This is a genomic window from Pseudomonas sp. PS01297 (assembly GCF_029959305.1).
In the GTDB taxonomy this organism is placed as follows: domain Bacteria; phylum Pseudomonadota; class Gammaproteobacteria; order Pseudomonadales; family Pseudomonadaceae; genus Aquipseudomonas; species Aquipseudomonas helleri.
The window spans coordinates 23324-42412 of record NZ_JASCPQ010000012.1 but is presented as its reverse complement, the minus strand read 5'-3'; the positions used below and the strand labels follow the sequence as shown (position 1 = coordinate 42412).

Genomic DNA, 19089 nt, shown 5'->3' with positions numbered 1-19089 from the left:
CATACAACAAGGGGGCGAATCTTCATCCGCCCCCTGTGTGTCCGCTTATTCCTGCGGTTCTTCTTCGTCAGCGCCAGTCTCTAGCGGCTGCTCGGCGTCAACGCCATCCTGGATGGCCTCGCCCTCGAGCTCAACGTCATCGTCGAGTTCTTCGCCTTCCACTTCCGAAGGCTCTTGCACCCGCTCAAGCCCGACCAGCTTTTCATCGCTGGCCAGTTTGATCAAGGTAACGCCCTGGGTGTTACGACCCAGGCTCGACACTTCGTCAACACGTGTACGCACCAACGTCCCCTGGTCAGAAATCAGCATGATTTCTTCGCCATCCTGAACCTGAACAGCGCCAACCAGGCGACCGTTACGCTCGTTGCTGACCATGGCAATAACGCCTTGACCGCCACGCTTGTACTCAGGGAACTCACTGATCGCCGTACGCTTGCCGTAGCCACGCTCGGACGCTGTGAGGATCTGGCTGCCTTCTTCCGGGATCAACATCGAGATCAGCTTTTGACCTTCTGGCAGACGCATGCCGCGAACACCACGGGCCGTACGACCCATCGCACGTACGTCAGACTCTTTAAAGCGAGTCACCTTGCCACCGTCGGAGAACAGCATGACTTCGCGCTCGCCATCGGTAATGGCGGCGGAGATCAGAATATCGCCTTCGTCCAGCTCCAGCGCGATCAAACCGACGCTGCGCTGACGACTGAAGGCCACCAGCGGGGTCTTCTTGACGGTACCGTTGGCGGTTGACATGAAGATGAACGGTGCCTTCTTCTTGTCCGCTGCCTTGATGCGCGCCTTGCGCTCATCTTCGGTTTCGTTGCTGTTTTCGACGTCTTCTACATCAGCCTCGGTGCCTTCGGCTTCTTCTTCATCAGCCTGACGCTTCATGGCTTCGAGATCGACCGGCAGCATGGTGGTGATGTATTCACCCTCGCTCAGCGGCAACAGGTTGACCAGCGGACGACCGCGCGCGGCACGGGACGCTTCTGGAATTTCGTAAGTCTTGAGCCAGTACACCTTGCCCTTGCTGGAGAACAGCAACAGCGTAGTGTGGCTGTTGGCTACCAGCAGGTGAGCGATGTAGTCCTCATCCTTCACGCCAGTGGCCGACTTGCCTTTACCGCCACGACGCTGAGCCTGGTACGCAGCCAACGGCTGGGTCTTGGCATAGCCACCGTGGGAGATGGTTACCACACGCTCTTCTTCCGGAATCATGTCGCCCAGTGTCAGGTCGAGACGATGATCCAGAATTTCGGTACGGCGCACGTCGCCGTATTCCGCACGAATGACTTCCAGCTCTTCGCGGATCACTTCCATCAAGCGCACAGCGCTGTTGAGGATGCGGATCAGCTCGCCGATCTGGTTCAGAATCTCTTGGTACTCAGCCAGCAGCTTCTCGTGCTCAAGACCGGTCAAACGGTGCAGGCGCAATTCAAGAATAGCCTGAGCCTGTTCTGGCGACAGGAAGTACTTGCCGTCGCGCAGACCATATTGCGGGTCAAGGTTTTCAGGGCGGCATGAGTCGGCACCGGCACGTTCAACCATCGCCACTACCGCCGTCGACTCCCAAGGGGTGCTGATCAGCGCTTCCTTGGCTTCAGATGGCGTAGGAGACGCTTTGATCAGCGCAATCACCGGGTCGATGTTGGACAGTGCAACGGCCTGACCTTCAAGGATATGGCCACGCTCACGGGCTTTACGCAGCTCGAAGACGGTACGACGGGTCACCACTTCACGACGGTGACGCACGAACGCTTCAAGCAGGTCCTTGAGGTTCAGGATGCGCGGACGGCCGTCGATCAGGGCAACAATGTTGATCCCGAACACGCTTTGCAGCTGGGTCTGTGCATAGAGGTTATTGAGAATAACCTCAGGCACTTCACCACGACGCAGCTCGATCACAACACGCATGCCGTCTTTGTCGGACTCGTCACGCAGCTCGGTGATGCCTTCGAGCTTCTTCTCTTTAACCAGTTCAGCGATCTTCTCGATCAGACGCGCCTTGTTCAACTGGTAAGGCAGCTCAGTGATCACGATCTGCTGACGGCCGCCAACCTTGTCGATGTCTTCGATAACCGAACGGGCGCGCATGTAAATGCGACCACGGCCAGTGCGATAGGCTTCGATGATGCCGGCACGGCCGTTGATGATGGCCGCTGTTGGAAAATCCGGGCCCGGGATGAACTGCATCAGTTCGTCGACGCTCAACTCCGGGTTGTCGATCAACGCCAGGCAGCCATCAATGACTTCACCCAGGTTGTGCGGCGGGATGTTGGTGGCCATGCCCACAGCAATACCGCTGGAGCCGTTGACCAACAAGTTGGGAATACGCGTTGGCATGACCGCCGGGATCAGTTCAGTGCCGTCATAGTTCGGCACCCAATCCACGGTTTCTTTATGCAAGTCGGCCAGCAGTTCGTGAGCCAACTTGGTCATGCGCACTTCGGTGTATCGCATGGCAGCGGCGTTGTCGCCGTCAACCGAACCGAAGTTACCCTGACCGTCTACCAGCAGGTAGCGCAGGGAGAATGGCTGAGCCATTCGAACGATGGTGTCGTAAACGGCCGTATCACCATGCGGGTGATACTTACCGATAACGTCACCGACCACACGGGCAGATTTCTTGTACGGCTTGTTCCAGTCGTTACTCAGTTCGCTCATCGCAAACAGCACACGCCGGTGCACGGGCTTCAAGCCATCGCGCGCATCAGGCAGTGCCCGGCCGACAATTACGCTCATTGCGTAGTCGAGGTAGGACTGTTTCAGCTCGTCTTCGATATTGACCGGGAGGATTTCTTTGGCCAGTTCGCCCATGAGAAGCCTGATTCCTTTTTCGGGTGAAACTTCGCCACATCCATTCGGGACGAACGAAGCTCGCCGCCGCTGGCCACGTGCCACGCAACGACTTACGACAAATCAACGAGTTAACCTACGGATTTGCGCAGTAAGGGCAACCCTTGCAGGGCACCCCGGAAACCGCCGGATGTTATCACAATCGCCGCCACGCACCTATCCCCCAGATGCGCATGGAGCATAGTAATTGGACCGATTGCAGGCTTGAGCGTGTCCAGAGGGACTCTGAGCCCACTTGAGGGGCCCTGCCACCCAGGTTTTTAGTGAGCACCGAAGGCTGCGATAGGCGCCGCAGGCCTTCGTTTGTATCATCTGGCAATAAGGGGGGGAGCCTGCGTCAGCGCATCAATGCAACCGCTTGCGGCACATCAATTGCGCCATTTTGGCAGCGTCCGGGCGCTCAACAATGCCCTTCTCGGTCACGATCACGTCAATCAGGTCTGCCGGGGTCACGTCAAACACCGGATTGAACGCCTGAACGTCCGCGCCGACACGCTTGCCACCCACTTCCAGCAATTCACTGCCGTTACGCTCTTCAATCGGGATGTCTTCGCCGCTGGCCAGATCCATGTCGATGGTTGAACTCGGCGCAACCACCATAAAGCGCACACCGTGGTGCATGGCGTTGACCGCCAACTGATAGGTGCCGATCTTGTTTGCCACGTCACCGTTGGCGGTAATCCGGTCAGCGCCGACAATCACCCAGGTCACGCCCTTGGTTTTCATGATATGGGCTGCGGCCGAGTCCACGTTCAAAATCACCGGGATCCCTTCGTTGGCCAGTTCCCAGGCAGTCAGGCGCGAGCCTTGCAGCCACGGCCGGGTTTCATCGGCATACACCTGCTCGATCATGCCCTCGATCCATGCGCCGCGAATCACCCCCAGTGCCGTGCCAAAGCCGCCGGTTGCCAGCGCTCCGGTGTTGCAGTGGGTCAATACGGTTTGAGCATTGCCCTGATGGCGACGAATCACATCGACACCCAACTGCGCCATCGTCAGATTGGCCTCGCGGTCGCTCTCATGGATCGCGACGGCTTCGTCTTCCAGCGCCTGCAGCGCATCGGCGTTGTCTTTGCAGCGCTCCAGACGGTCGCGCATGCGGTTAAGCGCCCAAAACAGGTTCACTGCGGTCGGTCGCGAGTTCGCCAGCAGGGAAAAATCCTGCTCCAGCGCCGCCACCCAGTCACCGCCTGCCGCCTTGCGATCACGCGCCGCCAGCACTACGCCATAGGCCGCCGCAATACCAATCGCCGGGGCGCCACGCACCACCATGTCACGAATGGCCTGGGCAACCCCGTCAGCGCCGGTATAGGCCAGCCAGTTCTCTTCAAAAGGCAAAATGCGCTGATCCAGCAGATGCAGGGCTTCACCCTGCCAATCAATGGCCTTTACCTTTTCAGCGGCCAACAGTCGATCGCGCATGACTTCCCCTATCACCCTGATACAAAACCGCCGATTATAGCGAGCCCGCCCCCAAGACGCTCGGGTATACTTCGCGTCCTTTTTATAATGCACCGGAAGTCGTTTTTGATGCCAACCCAGCCCCTGACCTTCGACTTATTGCTGCTCCCCACCTGGCTCGTACCTGTTGAACCCGCCGGAGTCGTACTCAAGGACCATGCTGTGGGCATCCAGGACGGACGCATTGTATTCATGGGGCCACGCCACCTCGCCGAAAAACACACCGCCCTTGAAACCCGCGAACTCCCCGAAATGCTGCTCAGCCCGGGGTTGATCAACGCTCACGGTCACGCGGCAATGACGTTGTTCCGCGGCATGGCCGATGACCTGCCCCTGATGACCTGGCTGGAAAACCATATCTGGCCGGCCGAGGCCAAGTGGGTCGATGAGGCGTTTGTTCGCGACGGCACCGACCTGGCCATAGCCGAGCAGATCAAAGGCGGCATCACCTGCTTCAGTGACATGTATTTTTTCCCCAAGGTGGCCAGCGAGCGCGTGCACAACAGCGGTATCCGCGCACAAATTGCCTTCCCCATCCTGGACTTCCCGATTCCGGGCGCCAGCACCGCAGACGAATCCCTGCGCCAGGCGGTAGAACTGTTTGGTGATTTGAAATACCACCCGCGCATCAAAATCGCGTTCGGCCCGCACGCGCCGTATACCGTCGGTGACGAAAACCTCGAGAAAGTCCGGGTAATTGCCGACGAACTCGATGCTGCCGTACAGATGCATGTACACGAGACCGCCTTCGAAGTGCAACAGGCCGTCGAGCACAATGCCGAGCGCCCGGTGGCCCGCCTTGCCCGCCTGGGCTTGCTGGGCCCGCGCTTTCAGGCCGTGCACATGACTCAAATCAACGATGAAGACCTGAGCCTTCTGGTAGAAAGCAACTCCAGCGTGATCCATTGCCCTGAATCCAACCTCAAATTGGCCAGCGGTTTCTGCCCGGTTGAGCGTTTGTGGCAAGCCGGCGTCAATGTCGCGGTTGGCACCGACGGGGCCGCCAGCAATAATGACCTCGATTTGCTCGGTGAAACCCGCACTGCTGCCCTGCTGGCCAAAGCCGTATCCGGCTCGGCCACGGCACTGGACGCTCACCGCGCACTGCGTATGGCAACGCTCAACGGCGCTCGCGCCCTGGGCCAGGAGAGCGAAATCGGCTCGATCGAAGTCGGCAAAGCGGCTGATATGGTGGCATTCGATCTGAGCGGTCTTGCCCAGCAGCCGGTCTATGACCCCGTCTCACAGCTGATCTACGCCACTGGCCGCGATTGCGTGAAGCACGTGTGGGTCGCCGGCAAACAACTGCTGGACGACGGCCAACTGACGCGCCTGGACGAGCAACAACTGTGCGCCACTGCCAAAGCCTGGGGCGAGCGTATAAACAGCCATACTCATTGATTCCAAGCCTCAGGGCCCCGGCCCTGAGTTTTACCGGTTTTTTAGCTTTAGAGGATTTACCCATGAGCAACGTCGACCACGCCGAGATCGCCAAATTCGAGGCGCTTGCCCATCGCTGGTGGGACCGCGAAAGCGAGTTCAAGCCGCTGCACGACATCAACCCGCTGCGGGTCAACTGGATTGACGAGCGCGTTCATCTGGCCGGTAAAAAAGTCCTCGATGTAGGCTGCGGCGGCGGCATCCTCAGTGAGTCCATGGCTCAGCGCGGGGCTAGCGTCACCGGGATCGACATGGGCGAAGCCCCCCTCGCTGTCGCGCAACTGCACCAGCTCGAGTCCGGTGTCAACGTTGAGTACCGCCAAATCACTGCCGAAGAACTGGCGCTCGAAATGCCGGGCCAGTTCGACGTCGTCACCTGCCTTGAAATGCTCGAACACGTGCCGGATCCTGCGTCAGTCATCCGCGCCTGCTACCAGATGGTCAAACCGGGCGGCCAAGTGTTCTTCTCGACCATCAACCGCAACCCCAAGTCTTACCTGTTCGCGATTATCGGCGCCGAATACGTCCTCAAGCTGATGCCACGCGGGACCCACGACTTCAAGAAGTTCATTCGCCCTTCCGAGCTGGGCGCCTGGAGCCGCCAGGCAGGTCTTAGCGTCAAGGACATCATCGGCCTGACCTACAACCCGCTGACCAAGCACTACAAACTGGCCAACGATGTAGACGTCAACTACATGATCCAGACCCTTCGCGAGGAGTAATACATGCGTTTAAGAGCAGTTCTTTTTGACATGGACGGCACCCTGCTCGACACCGCGCCGGACTTCATCGCCATCTGCCAGGCCATGCGCGCAGACCGTGACCTGCCACCCGTGGCCGACAAACTGATTCGCGATGAAATATCCGGCGGTGCCAAGGCGATGGTTGCCGCGACGTTTGGCATCAGCCCTGACGCAGACAACTTCGAAGCCCTGCGCCTTGAGTTCCTTGAACGCTATCAGCGTGACTGTGCAGTCCACAGCAAGCTGTTTGACGGCATGGCCGAACTGTTGGCCGACATCGAAAAGGCGCATTTGGTATGGGGCGTTGTTACCAACAAGCCCGTACGCTTCGCCGAGCCGATCATGCAACAGCTTGGGCTGGCCGAGCGTTCCGCCCTGCTGATCTGCCCCGATCACGTCACCCGCAGCAAGCCCGACCCTGAGCCGCTTATCCTGGCCTGCAAGATGCTCGACCTGGACCCGGCCAGCGTACTGTTTGTCGGTGACGACCTGCGTGACATCGAGTCTGGCCGCGATGCCGGGACCAAGACAGCCGCTGTGCGTTATGGCTATATCCACCCCGACGACAACCCTGACCATTGGGGCGCTGACGTGGTGGTCGACCATCCGGCCGAATTGCGTAAAGTTCTGGATAACGCTATGTGCAGTTGCTGACACCCATGCGCTGCACATGTTTCCTGCTTTTTGTTGAGGTGCTTTATGTTTGATTACACCGCCCGCCCCGACCTGCTTCAGGGCCGCATCATCCTGGTCACGGGGGCCGGTCGTGGTATTGGCGCAGCCGCTGCCAAAACCTATGCAGCCCACGGAGCGACCGTGTTGCTGCTCGGCAAGACAGAAGCCAACCTGAGCCAGGTCTACGACGACATTGAAGCCGCCGGGCACGCCAAGCCGGCGGTTATCCCGTTCAACCTCGAAACCGCCCTGCCGCATCAGTACGACGAACTGGCGGCCATGATTGAAAGCGAGTTCGGGCGCTTGGACGGGCTCCTCCACAACGCCTCGATCATCGGCCCGCGCACGCCGCTGGAGCAACTGAGTGGCGAGAACTTCATGCGCGTGATGCACATCAACGTAAACGCCATGTTTATGCTGACCAGCACGCTGCTGCCGTTGCTCAAACTGTCTCAAGACGCCTCGGTGATCTTCACCTCCAGCAGCGTTGGCCGTAAAGGCCGTGCCTACTGGGGCGCTTATGGCGTGTCCAAGTTCGCCACCGAAGGCCTGATGCAAACCCTCGCCGACGAAGTTGAAAACGTCTCGGCGGTGCGTTCCAACAGCATCAACCCGGGCGCAACCCGCACCAGCATGCGCGCGCAGGCCTACCCCGCAGAAAACCCGCAGAACAACCCTGAACCGCAAGACATCATGCCGGTTTACCTTTACCTGATTGGCCCGGACAGCACCGGGATCAATGGGCAGGCGTTCAACGCACAGTAAAAACCCATAAAAAAACCGGAGCCTGCCCATGCAGCCTCCGGTTTTTTAAACCCTTCAGGTCGTCATCTTCCGACAATCAGGACTCGACCAGCTCGCGCCGCGCACGCACTACCGGCGCCCCCTCAAACTGCAAGCAGCTCTGCAAAAACAGGTACTTGTAGTCATAGCTCTTGCAAATCGCTTTACGCAACTCGGTTTTCAGCTCTTCCGAAGGGTTCAACCCCGCCAGCGTGCAAATGATCTCCAGCGCTTCCCACGGGTGCTCATCGTCATACTGCGCGTGCATCTTCAGCCATTTCATGGAGCGCTTGCGCCCTTCTTGCGGAAACGACTCTTCGTAGATGCTTTTTGAGCACACCACAGCCGCCCACTCACCGACTGCGCCTTCGATGGCGTAGTTGGTGGCGGCCATCGCCACGGCTAACGAGTCGGTAGCACAGCTGTGCCAGCACCAGTCGTTGAGCGCCTGAAACTCTGCAGGTATGTCCTGCGCGTTCATGTCTTCAAGGCTTACACCGTGTGCACGCGCCCAATGCACCCAATAGTCGGCATGGTTAAGCTCGACACGAATGTTGCGGATAAGCCAGCGCCGCGCCATGTCCTCACCCGGATGGCGCCCATAACGGGTTTTGCCCAGGTTATGACCCATGTACAACGAAAACTGCTCGACCACTGGCCAGCCGCCGATCAGGAAAATACGCATGGTCTTTTCGCTGAGGGTGTTGTCGCGCATGCGTCGGTAAATTTCGTGTTCAACAACCCGGCGTTTGCTCTCGCTGCAGTCGCGGATCAATTGCTGAGCCCACTCGGGGTAGCTGGTCGCCTCCATCAGAGGGCCAGTTCGGTTATAGGTCTCGGTCACTATCAGGCTCCTTATGACACGCTGGTTTTCCAAATCCGGAAATACTTAACGCAACGTGCCTGGCGACTTCAAGGCCAAAGGCGCGGGACGTTTGGGCCGGCACCACAAACTGTCACACGTCAGCACGTGAGGACGTTCAACTGCATATCCCTGCGCATAATCGACACCGATCTCGACCAAAGCCTGCTCAATGTGCGAAGACTCAACGAACTCTGCAATCGTACGCTTACCCATCACGTGCCCAATGTGATTAATCACTTCTACCATAGCCCGATTAATCGGATCATCCAGCATGTCTCTGACGAAACTGCCATCAATCTTCAAAAAATCCACCGGCAGGTGTTTTAGATAAGCGAACGAAGACATTCCCGCACAGAAGTCATCCAGCGAGAAACGGCACCCCAGCGCCTTCAGGTCATTGATAAAGCGAATGGCGCTACCGAGATTGGCGATGGCGCTGGTTTCAGTGATTTCAAAGCAGATTTGCCCGGGCGAAACGCCATAGCATTCAAACTGTTCGTGCAAGAACGCCAGAAACTCATCATCACCAATGGTCGTGCCAGACAAGTTAATCGCACACATTTCCATCGGGCGCCCGGGGTGCTGAGCCGTGCATTCGGAAATGATCTTGAACACATTCTCGACCACCCAGCGGTCAATCAATGGCATCAAGCCATAACGTTCGGCGGCCGGGATGAAATGGTCAGGCATGATCATGCGTTCATTTTCATCATGCAGACGCAAAAGAATCTCAATGTGACCGCTGTGCTCCTCCACGTGCCCCAACGGAACGATTGCTTGGGAGTAAAGGCAAAAGCGGTTTTCTTCCAGTGCCACGTGCAGGCGCTGCACCCAGTTCATTTCACCAAAGCGCAGGGATAGCTCAGAGTCGTCCTCGTGATACACCTGCACCCGGTTTCGGCCTTTCTCTTTGGCCATGTAGCAGGCCATGTCGGCAGCCCGCATGCAGCCTTCCAGCGTGATCGGGACGTCGTGAATATGCACCAGGCCAATACTGATGGTGTTGAGGAACGGGCGGCCCTTCCAGGCAAAATGCAGACTCTGCACGGCATGCCGCAACCCTTCGGCAATTTTCTCGGCCACATCGGCCGGGCAGTTTTCCAGCAAAATGCCGAATTCATCTCCGCCCAGCCGCGCCAGGGTATCGCCTTCACGCAGACCGGATTGCAGCAGCGCACAAATATGGCGCAGAAGCTCGTCACCCGCCGCGTGACCGCAGGTGTCATTCACCAGCTTGAATTGGTCCAGATCCAAAAACATCAGCGCATGCCGACCTTGTTGCCGCGCCAGGTTTTGCAGCACCAGTTCCAGGCGGTATTCGAACTCACGCCGGTTGGCCAGCCCGGTGAGCGCATCATGGGTGGCCTGCCACGACAGATTGGCGATGTACTGCCGCTCCTGGGTCATGTCATGCAGCACCAACACCGCGCCGCTGAGTTTGCCCGCGTGCAAGATCGGCGCGCCGGTCAGGGTGACCGCCACGGTGCTGCCATCCATACGCTGGATAAACCTGGAGTTCTCACTGTTGCTGCCCAACTGGCCGCTGAGCACATGATCAATCAGCTTGAAGCCTTCATCCGGCCTGTTGTCATCAAGGATTTTGAACAGCGCCCCCAGAGGTACACCCCGGGCCTGTTCGGATTGCCAGTGAGTCAAGTGCTCGGCAGCCGGGTTCATGTACGTGATGGCACCATCAACATCGGTACTGATCACGCCATCTCCAATGGATTCCAGGGTAATTTGCGCCCGCTCTTTTTCGAGTTGCAGCGCTTCGGCAAAGATGCGGCTCTGAACCAGAATCTTGTGGGTGCGCAACAACGCCAGGCAAATCAACCCCAGGGCCACGGCCAGGTTGACCGCCACCAGCAACTTCAAAATAAACCGTGAGGCTTCACCCAAGGCATCGCTAAACGCCTTGGCAGCGGGGGTGACCGCGTCGTTGATGGCATAAATCTGCGCGCGCCATTGCGCGACATCGGCCTCTGACACCTGATTCGTGCTGACCTGGCGGTGTATCTCTTGCGCCAGATTATCGAGCTTGTCCAGATACTCGTCGCCCACGCTCCATTTCGCGATGGCTTTCTCCAGGTAGCTGAAATGTCGGAAATTTTGATAAAGCCAAATCAGCCCGTAGACGTCTTCGGGGCGATTACCCCCTTGCAGAATGCCTTCGCGTGCGGCCTGCATATCTGGTTCAGGCTGGTCCAGGGCCACCCGTAGTTTATGGCCGCCCTGAGGCACGCGAATGGCTTGCTGATACTGCGCATAGGTCGCGGGGTCGCGATTATCCGCGTACAAGCTCAAAAAATAGATGGCGTCTTTCTGCCCCTTGGACCACAAGCTCTCGCCTGCGACATAGCCCCTTACGGCCGAAAGCATATAGAGACTCATGCAGCCCAATAAAACCTGAAACAGTACAACCGCAATAAAGGGCCAGACAATCCCGAGCAGGTGGGGCGTCCCAAGCGTACGTTTTGGCTTCATGAGTTCCCTTTGCATCAAGCAGTCAGATGAAAACCAGAGGAAAAGCCTCAAAGAACTGAGACTAGGCCAACAACCGACATTTGGGATACCTCAGAGTGCTAACTAGCCCTCAAAAAATACATTAAGGGCAAATACGCCGCGCCCTCAACTTTGCTGCAAGTGGCCATACAACTGCGCATAAAGGCCGCCCTCGGCGATCAACTGGTGATGCTCGCCGTCTTCGGCAATGCTGCCACCGTCAAACACCAGCACCCGATCTGCCTGTTTAACCGCAGACAGCCTGTGCGCGATGATCAGCGTCGTGCGCCCGCTCAAAAAGGCACCTAACGCGTGGTGCAAGTTGTATTCAGTGGCCGCGTCCAGTGCGCTGGTGGCCTCGTCGAGGATCACCACACGGGGCTCGGCCAAAACCATGCGCGCTATCGCCAGGCGCTGGCGCTGACCGCCCGACAAACGTACCCCGGAACGCCCGACAATGCTGTCCAGACCTTGTGGCAGGGTCATGATGGTGCCATCCAGCTGAGCGATTTCCAGTGCGCGCCAGCAGGCTTCGTCCGTGCGCTCACGGCCCATGGTCAAGTTGGCGCGCACCGTGTCGTTGAACAGCGCCGGATGCTGCAACACCACCGCCACATGCTCGCGAATAGCCTCAAGGCCAATATCCGACTGGCGCACACCGCCAAACGAAATGCTTCCGGACTGTGGCGTGTACAGCCCCAGCAGCAATTGCACCAAGGTGCTTTTACCACCGCCGCTGGTGCCGACAATCGCCACTTTCTCGCCAGGTGCGATGCTCAGATTAAGCGTGTCCAGCACCCGCTCTTCGCCGTAGCTGAAGCTCAGGTCGCGGATATCGATGCCAACTGTTTCACGCCCGGCAAACGGATCAACGCCGCCCGGATAGTGAGGTTCATCCTCACGCGCCAGCAGCTGGTTGATGCGTGTCACCGCGCCGTCCGCCGCGTAAAAAGCGTATTGCAGGTTCAGCAACTGTTCGACCGGGCCGATCATGAACCAGAGATAACTGAATACCGCCAGCATTTGCCCGATCGACAGGTCAGAGAACAGCACCGTCAACATGGCGGCCGCGCGGAAAATATCGATGCCGAACTGGAACAACAACCCGCTGGCCCGGTTCGAGGCGTCGGTTTTCCACTGCGAGTTCGCAGCAAAATCCCTGACTTCACGGGCACGCTGCTGTAAGCGACCGAGGAAAAAGCCCTGACGGTTGCCCGCTCGCACTTCCTGGATTGAATCCAGAGTTTCGGTCAGCGCCTGGGTGAAACGCCCGGTGCTGTCGTTTTCGAGCTTTTTCAGATGTTTGACGCGTTTGCCCAGTTGCACCGTGGCGTAGATCACCAACGGGTTAAACAGCAGGATCAGCAGCGCCAACTGCCAGTTCATCCACAACAGAATTGCCGAGGTGCCGATCAAGGTGAGCATGGCCACCAAAAACCGGCTGAGGGTTTCGCCGACAAACTTGTCGAGGGTATCGAGGTCGGTGACTAAGTGCGTGGTCACCGTGCCACTGCCCAAGCTCTCGTACTCCGCCAGCGAAATGCGCTTCAAGCGCTCAATCAAACGCACCCGGATACGGAACACGATGTCTTTGGCCAGCCGTGAAAACAGCCGCGATTGCAGGACGTTAAACAACAATGCGCCAACGCGCAGCAGCAACGTCACCACCAGCATCAGGCCGATATACCCCACCGAGCTCTGCCAGGCGGCGGGCAGCCAGTGGTTCATGACTTTCAGGGCCGCGTCGCCATGCCCCAGCAGCACTTCGTCCACCAACAGCGGCAGCAGCAACGGAATCGGCACACTGCACAGCGTGGCCAGCACAGCCACACCGTTAGCAATCCACAGGGCTTTTTTATGCCGCAGGGCCAGACGGCGAATGTCAGCCCAGCCCAGCCGGTCTGGCGTGCGGGCAGTTGACGGCTTGGCCTGGGGATCAAGCACTCGTGGCACGATCCAGCCAGCGGCCGAGCAATTCAGACAACGGCTCAAGCGGTTGATAGCCATTGGTCAACAAGGCCAATTGGCCATTACGCTCGGCCAGCAACGTCGGGAACCCGGCAATACCCAGGTCCTGCACCCAGGTAAAGTCCGCAGCCGTCGCGGCCTGTTGCTCGACGCTGTCAAAGGCCGCCGCAAATTCTGCCCGTGGCAACCCGGCCTGCTCGGCCAACTCTACCAGCACGCTGCTTTGCGTGACGTCCCGGCCTTCTGCGTAAAACGCGTGCTGGATACGCTTGAGCAAGGCCCAGGCACACGCCGGCGCCAGGCCGCGTGCTGCCACTATTGCCCGGCAAGCGGGCTCGCAGTCGTAGACAAAACCGTCGGGCAAGGCGCCGTCAAAGTTGAACGGCTGCCCGGTAGCGTCAGCCACGGCCTGCCAATGCTCAAGGATGTAGCGCCGCGTCGAGGGCTCAAGCGCCGTACTGTTACCGGTGCGCAAACCGCCCACCACCAGGTGCAGTTCCACACCTGCGGCTTGCGCCTGCTCGATCAGGGCTTGCGCGACAGGCGCAAAACCCCAGCACCATGAACACATCGGGTCCATCACATAGAGCAGGCGCGCAGACATATCAGGCCTCGGCAGATTTACGGTAGTTGTGACCAATCGGGTGCGGCTGATTGCGGGCCTTGGCCAGTTCAATCTGCTTTTGACGATCAATCGCGCTGCGACGAGTTTTCTCGCTCAACGTGTCCCAGCAATGCGGGCAGCTGATACCCGGCTGGTAGTGCTCGGACTCACGATCGGCAGCGTCGATCGGCATGCGGCAGGCGTGGCACTGATCGTACTCACCTTCGCTCAGGTCGTGACGCACGGTGACGCGGTTATCAAACACAAAGCAGTCACCTTCCCACTTGGACTCTTCCTGCGGCACCTCTTCGAGATACTTCAGAATCCCGCCTTTTAGGTGATAGACCTCATCAAACCCTTGACTGAGCATGTAGCTCGAGGCTTTTTCACAACGTATGCCGCCAGTGCAGAACATCGCGACTTTTTTGTGCACAGCCGGGTCGAAGTTGGCTTTGATGTAGTCAGGAAACTCACGAAAGCTCGTGGTTTTAGGGTCGATGGCGCCTTCAAAGGTGCCAATCGAGACTTCGTAATCGTTACGGGTGTCAATCAGCAACACCTCTGGATCGCTGATCAAGGCGTTCCAGTTTTCGGGGTCGACATAAGTACCGACTTTTTTGTTCGGGTCTACGCCTTCAACGCCGAGAGTGACGATCTCTTTTTTCAGCTTGACCTTGGTCCGGTAGAACGGCTGGTCATCGCAGTAGGATTCTTTGTGGTCAATATCGACCATGCGCGGGTCATTCTTGAGCCATGCCAGCAGGCCGTCGATGCCTTCACGGCTACCGGAAACGGTGCCATTGATGCCTTCTTCAGCGATCAGCAAAGTGCCTTTGATGCCGTTATCCACCATTGCCTTGAGCAACGGCTCACGCAGTTCAACGTAGTCTTGCAGGGTGACGAATTTATACAGTGCAGCAACAACAATTGGCGCGGTCATCGTGAATCTCTCCAGGTGGCTACCCTCGTAAAGGGTGAACCGGATGCAAAAAAAACGCGCCGACTAAGCGGCGCGTTGCGGATTCTAGCAAAAACGTGTGTTAGTGCCCACCGCCAGCGCAGGTCGGCGAGGCCGGGGCTGCGTCGATTTTCGCCCATTCTTCAGGCGTGTACGTGTGCAGTGCCAACGCATGGAACTCGCCCATCAGGTCACCCAGGGTGGCGTAGACCTTTTGGTGACGCTTGACACGGTTGAGCCCGTCGAACTGCTCGCTGACCACCACCGCCTTGAAGTGAGTCTGCAACCCACGGCTGTGCATGTGGCTCTCATCCAGCACGCTCAAATGCTCGGGTTGCAACGCGCTCAGCGTCGTTTCAATACGTTGTTGCATGCTCATTCAGACTCCGCTTACTTCTTTTTGGCCGGGGCCGGTGCAGCCGGTACCAGTTCGTTGGTCATGTCTTCCAACAACTTGTTGACCACAGGCACGGCGCTTTCCAGCTTGGCCTGAGTCATCTGGGCAGACTGTTGAGTCAGTTGCGGCATTTTTTCCAGCACTTTCTTGCCCAATGGCGACTGGTAGAACTTCACCAGGTCGTTAAGCTCGGATTCGCTGAAGTTGGCGGTGTAAAGCTTGACCATGTCCGGCTTCAGCTTGTCCCAGCCAATGGCTTGGTCCAAGGCAGTGTTGGCTTTGGCCTGGTAGGTTTCCAGCAAGGCTTTTTTCGCAGCTGGCGCTTTGGTTTGTTCAAAGCGTTGAGCAAACATTTGCTGCACTTGCATGTACACCGGCGTCCCCAGTTTGTCGGCGTGTGCCAGCTTGAGGAACGTTTCAGCACTGGCAGCGTGGCTGGCAGCATCGGCGAATACCTGGCCGCTGGCGCATACCAGAGCAACTGCAGTACAGATGGCGCGAAGACGAGTCATCGAGTTTCCTTTATCTAGCAAGCGAGGTCGTACCCCAGGGGCCACCATTCTGCGCCTAACAAAGTGTGTCACTCAACCCCGAGACTGATAGCGGTTCTCAACAATCCGACAAAAACCAATAAAACTAAAGTTTGAACTCCTACAGGCGATTGAGCGCCTAAGCTCACTGATCAACCTTTAGGAGAAACGACCTGATGAGCCGCATCGAAACCGACAGCCTGGGTGAAGTGAACGTACCGGATGAGGCCTATTGGGGCGCTCAGACTCAGCGCTCGCTGATCAACTTTGCCATCGGCAACGAAAAAATGCCGCTGGCCGTGCTGCATGCCCTGGTGCTGATCAAAAAAGCCGCGGCCCGCGTCAACGACCGCAACGGCGACTTGCCAGCAGACATCGCGCGCCTGATCGAACAGGCGGCCGACGAAGTACTCGGCGGCCAGCACGATGACCAATTCCCCTTGGTGGTCTGGCAAACCGGCAGTGGTACCCAAAGCAACATGAACGCCAACGAAGTGATTGCCGGGCGCGCCAACGAACTGGCCGGCAAAGGCCGTGGCGGCAAGTCGCCGGTGCACCCCAACGACCACGTCAACCGCTCGCAAAGCTCCAACGACTGCTTCCCGACGGCCATGCACATTGCGGCGGCCAAGGCGGTGCATGAGCACCTGCTGCCAGCGATCAGTGAATTGTCCGGCGGGCTGGCTGAATTGTCAGCCCGCCACATGAAACTGGTTAAAACCGGTCGCACCCACATGATGGACGCGACCCCTATTACGTTCGGCCAAGAGCTGTCGGCTTACATCGCGCAACTGGATTACGCAGAAAAAGCCATTCGCTCAGCCCTGCCGGCTGTTTGCGAACTGGCGCAGGGCGGCACCGCCGTGGGCACCGGGCTGAATGCTCCACACGGTTTTGCCGAAGCTATTGCCGCCGAACTTGCCGCCCTGTCGGGCCTGCCGTTTGTCACCGCCCCCAATAAATTTGCCGCGTTGGCCGGGCATGAGCCACTGACCACCTTGTCGGGTGCCCTGAAAACCCTGGCCGTAACCTTGATGAAACTGGCCAATGACTTCCGCCTGCTGGGTTCCGGCCCACGCGCAGGGCTGGCCGAAATCAAACTGCCGGCTAACGAACCGGGCAGCTCGATCATGCCGGGCAAGGTCAACCCGACCCAATGCGAAGCGTTGTCGATGCTCGCCTGTCAGGTGCTGGGCAATGACGTGGCGATTGGCTTTGCCGCCAGCCAGGGGCATTTGCAGCTCAACGTGTACAAGCCGGTGATCATTCACAACCTGTTGCAGTCGATCAAACTGCTGGCCGACGGTTGCAGCAACTTCAATGAACACTGCGTGACCGGGCTTGAACCGGACGCGGGCAAAATGGCCGAACACCTGGAGCGCGGCCTGATGCTGGTGACTGCACTCAACCCCCATATCGGCTACGACAAATCGGCGCAAATCGCCAAAAAAGCCTATGCCGAAGGGTTGACCTTGCGCGAAGCGGCGCTGGAGTTGGGTTATCTGACTGACGAAGAATTCAACGAGTGGGTACGCCCGGAAAACATGCTCAGCCCCGGCAAGCATTAAAACTGTAGGAGCGAGCTTGCCTCGCGATCTTTTGATGTTTTAAAAGATTGCGAGACAAGCTCGCTCCTGCAATTACTAAGGCGTAGCGCGACTCAACGCCTAGATACGGATCATGGCCTTGCCCTTCTTGACGTGCTTGTCGCTTTTGGCAAAGGCGGCTTCCAGTGCTTCGTTGATGGTGCGCAACACTTTTACCCGTGCACAGCGTTTGTCATTGGCCGCGACCAGTGTCCATGGCGAAATCTCCGTGCTGGTGCGGTCAACCATGTCGCACACGGCGGTGCGGTACAGGTCCCACTTCTCGCGATTGCGCCAGTCTTCTTCAGTGATTTTGAAACGCTTGAACGGGATGGCTTCCCGTTCCTGAAAACGCTCCAACTGCGTGTCTTTATCAATCGCCAGCCAAAACTTGACGACGATCACCCCCGAATTCTTCAGTTGTTCTTCGAAATCATTGATTTCGCCGTAGGCGCGCATCCAGTCGGCCTGGGTGCAAAAATCCTCGACCCGCTCTACCAGCACCCGCCCATACCACGAGCGGTCAAAGATGGTGAATTTGCCGCGCCCCGGAATCTGTCGCCAAAAGCGCCAGAGGTAAGGTTGTGCACGCTCGTCCTGCGACGGCGCAGCAATCGGCACGATGTTGTATTGACGCGGGTCGAGTGCCGCCGCAACGCGGCGAATGGCACCGCCCTTACCCGCCGCATCGTTGCCCTCGAACACCGTAATCAAGGCATGACGACGCATGCGCTTGTCACGCATCAGGCCCGATAACCGCGCCTGTTCGGTGACCAGTTGCTCTTTATAGTCATCCTTCTCCAGCACCTGGGTCATGTCCAGACAATCGAGCAGGCTCAACCCATCTCGGCTTTCAGGCAGCAACGGCACATTGATTGAACGCGGGCGTGCTTTGGGCGCACTAAGCGCGGCTTGCAGCCCTTCGAGTAAAATCTTGCCCACGGTCAGGCCGCGGTAATGCGGGTCGACACCTTCAACGATATGCCAAGGCGCGTAATCACGGCTGGTACGCCGCAGTACACGCTCGCCGTAACGCACAAATTTGTCGTAGGTTTTGGATTGCTGCCAGTCCAGCGGGCTGATTCGCCAGCTGTGCAGCGGGTCATCCTTCAGAGCTTTGAGCCGTGCTTTCATTTGTTTTTTGGACAAGTGAAACCAGAATTTGAAAATAACCGCGCCTTCGTCACAGAGCATGCGTTCCAGGCGCTCAGCCCCGGTGATCGCTTGATCCAGCACCGCGTCCTTGATCACACCGTGCACCCGGGCCTGGAGCATCTGGCTGTACCAATTGCCGAAAAACACACCCATGCGGCCTTTGGCCGGCAAATGACGCCAGTAACGCCACGCCGGCGGACGCGCCAGTTCTTCGTCCGATTGCTGATCAAAGGTACGCACCTCAATCAGCCGAGGGTCCATCCACTCACTCAGCAGCTTGACTGTTTCACCCTTGCCAGCGCCCTCGATGCCGTTGATCAGCACAATCACCGCTGCGCGCTTTTGCTGGTGCAAGTCGTACTGCGCCTCAAGCAAAGCCTCGCGTAGGGCAGGAACTTCTCTGTCGTAGGTTTCTTTGTCGACGCAATGACCGATTTCTGCAGATTCGAACATGGAAAGCTCCCTGGCAAGATGTCACAAGCCTAGACGATTGATGCCTGCGCGTAACAACAAAACGCATAAAACTGTCATCAATCCGTCGTGCTGTGGCCGATCGGCTAGAATGG

The 19089-nt window shown here is 58.0% G+C and carries 15 protein-coding genes; 5 read left to right on the top strand and 10 right to left on the bottom strand.

Annotation, left to right across the window (positions count from 1 at the left end; translation table 11 throughout):
- Window positions 1–45 precede the first annotated feature (45 nt).
- On the bottom strand, window positions 46–2817 hold the full coding sequence (gene gyrA, locus QMX84_RS06375) for a DNA gyrase subunit A (RefSeq protein ID WP_282363412.1): 2772 nt from the start codon (window positions 2815–2817) through the stop codon (window positions 46–48).
- Between the two features lie 384 nt (window positions 2818–3201).
- On the bottom strand, window positions 3202–4278 hold the full coding sequence (gene mtnA / locus QMX84_RS06370; protein WP_282363411.1) for an S-methyl-5-thioribose-1-phosphate isomerase: 1077 nt from the start codon (window positions 4276–4278) through the stop codon (window positions 3202–3204).
- 108 nt (window positions 4279–4386) lie between these two features.
- Between mtnA and QMX84_RS06365 the strand changes: the two genes are divergently transcribed.
- The 4 genes from QMX84_RS06365 (at window position 4387) to QMX84_RS06350 (ending at window position 7940) form a co-directional block, all read left to right on the top strand.
- The gene (locus QMX84_RS06365) at window positions 4387–5718 is read left to right on the top strand and encodes a TRZ/ATZ family hydrolase (protein WP_262123913.1); all 1332 of its coding nucleotides are present in this window, start codon (window positions 4387–4389) and stop codon (window positions 5716–5718) included.
- Window positions 5719–5780: 62 nt separating this feature from the next.
- Entirely contained in the window at window positions 5781–6479 is a 699-nt protein-coding gene (gene ubiG, locus QMX84_RS06360) for a bifunctional 2-polyprenyl-6-hydroxyphenol methylase/3-demethylubiquinol 3-O-methyltransferase UbiG (protein WP_262123911.1), read from the top strand.
- Window positions 6480–6482: 3 nt separating this feature from the next.
- Window positions 6483–7154: an N-acetylmuramic acid 6-phosphate phosphatase MupP gene (gene mupP, locus QMX84_RS06355; RefSeq protein ID WP_262123910.1), complete on the top strand. Its 672-nt coding sequence runs from the start codon at window positions 6483–6485 to the stop codon at window positions 7152–7154.
- Window positions 7155–7199: 45 nt separating this feature from the next.
- Window positions 7200–7940, top strand: coding sequence for a YciK family oxidoreductase (locus tag QMX84_RS06350; RefSeq protein WP_282363410.1), 741 nt, complete (start codon window positions 7200–7202; stop codon window positions 7938–7940).
- A gap of 76 nt (window positions 7941–8016) precedes the next feature.
- Here the strand turns inward: QMX84_RS06350 and QMX84_RS06345 are convergent, their stop codons facing one another.
- The 7 genes from QMX84_RS06345 to QMX84_RS06315 all read right to left on the bottom strand — a co-directional run bounded on the left by QMX84_RS06345 (window position 8017) and on the right by QMX84_RS06315 (window position 15764).
- Window positions 8017–8802: an iron-containing redox enzyme family protein gene (locus tag QMX84_RS06345; RefSeq protein ID WP_262123908.1), complete on the bottom strand. Its 786-nt coding sequence runs from the start codon at window positions 8800–8802 to the stop codon at window positions 8017–8019.
- Window positions 8803–8847: 45 nt separating this feature from the next.
- Complete coding sequence (locus tag QMX84_RS06340; RefSeq protein ID WP_262123907.1) at window positions 8848–11307, bottom strand: EAL domain-containing protein; 2460 nt, start codon at window positions 11305–11307, stop codon at window positions 8848–8850.
- Window positions 11308–11451: 144 nt separating this feature from the next.
- A complete protein-coding gene (locus tag QMX84_RS06335; protein ID WP_282363409.1) occupies window positions 11452–13269 on the bottom strand; it encodes an ABC transporter ATP-binding protein in 1818 nt (605 codons plus the stop codon).
- On the bottom strand, window positions 13262–13897 hold the full coding sequence (locus tag QMX84_RS06330; protein ID WP_282363408.1) for a DsbA family protein: 636 nt from the start codon (window positions 13895–13897) through the stop codon (window positions 13262–13264). Before QMX84_RS06330 ends, QMX84_RS06335 begins: the two co-directional genes overlap by 8 nt.
- Window position 13898: 1 nt before the next feature.
- Window positions 13899–14837 carry a rhodanese-related sulfurtransferase gene (locus QMX84_RS06325; RefSeq protein ID WP_262123904.1) on the bottom strand — a complete coding sequence of 313 codons (939 nt, stop codon included), beginning with the start codon at window positions 14835–14837 and terminating at the stop codon, window positions 13899–13901.
- Window positions 14838–14937: 100 nt separating this feature from the next.
- Window positions 14938–15234, bottom strand: coding sequence for a BolA family protein (locus tag QMX84_RS06320; protein WP_048368522.1), 297 nt, complete (start codon window positions 15232–15234; stop codon window positions 14938–14940).
- An 11-nt stretch (window positions 15235–15245) separates the two neighbouring features.
- The gene (locus tag QMX84_RS06315) at window positions 15246–15764 is read right to left on the bottom strand and encodes a DUF2059 domain-containing protein (protein WP_048368523.1); all 519 of its coding nucleotides are present in this window, start codon (window positions 15762–15764) and stop codon (window positions 15246–15248) included.
- Window positions 15765–15958: 194 nt separating this feature from the next.
- Here QMX84_RS06315 and QMX84_RS06310 point away from each other — a divergent pair, with 194 nt between their 5' ends.
- The gene (locus tag QMX84_RS06310; protein WP_153338107.1) at window positions 15959–17350 is read left to right on the top strand and encodes a class II fumarate hydratase; all 1392 of its coding nucleotides are present in this window, start codon (window positions 15959–15961) and stop codon (window positions 17348–17350) included.
- Between the two features lie 99 nt (window positions 17351–17449).
- Here the strand turns inward: QMX84_RS06310 and pap are convergent, their stop codons facing one another.
- Window positions 17450–18976 carry a polyphosphate:AMP phosphotransferase gene (pap, locus tag QMX84_RS06305; RefSeq protein ID WP_123750424.1) on the bottom strand — a complete coding sequence of 509 codons (1527 nt, stop codon included), beginning with the start codon at window positions 18974–18976 and terminating at the stop codon, window positions 17450–17452.
- Window positions 18977–19089 lie beyond the last annotated feature (113 nt).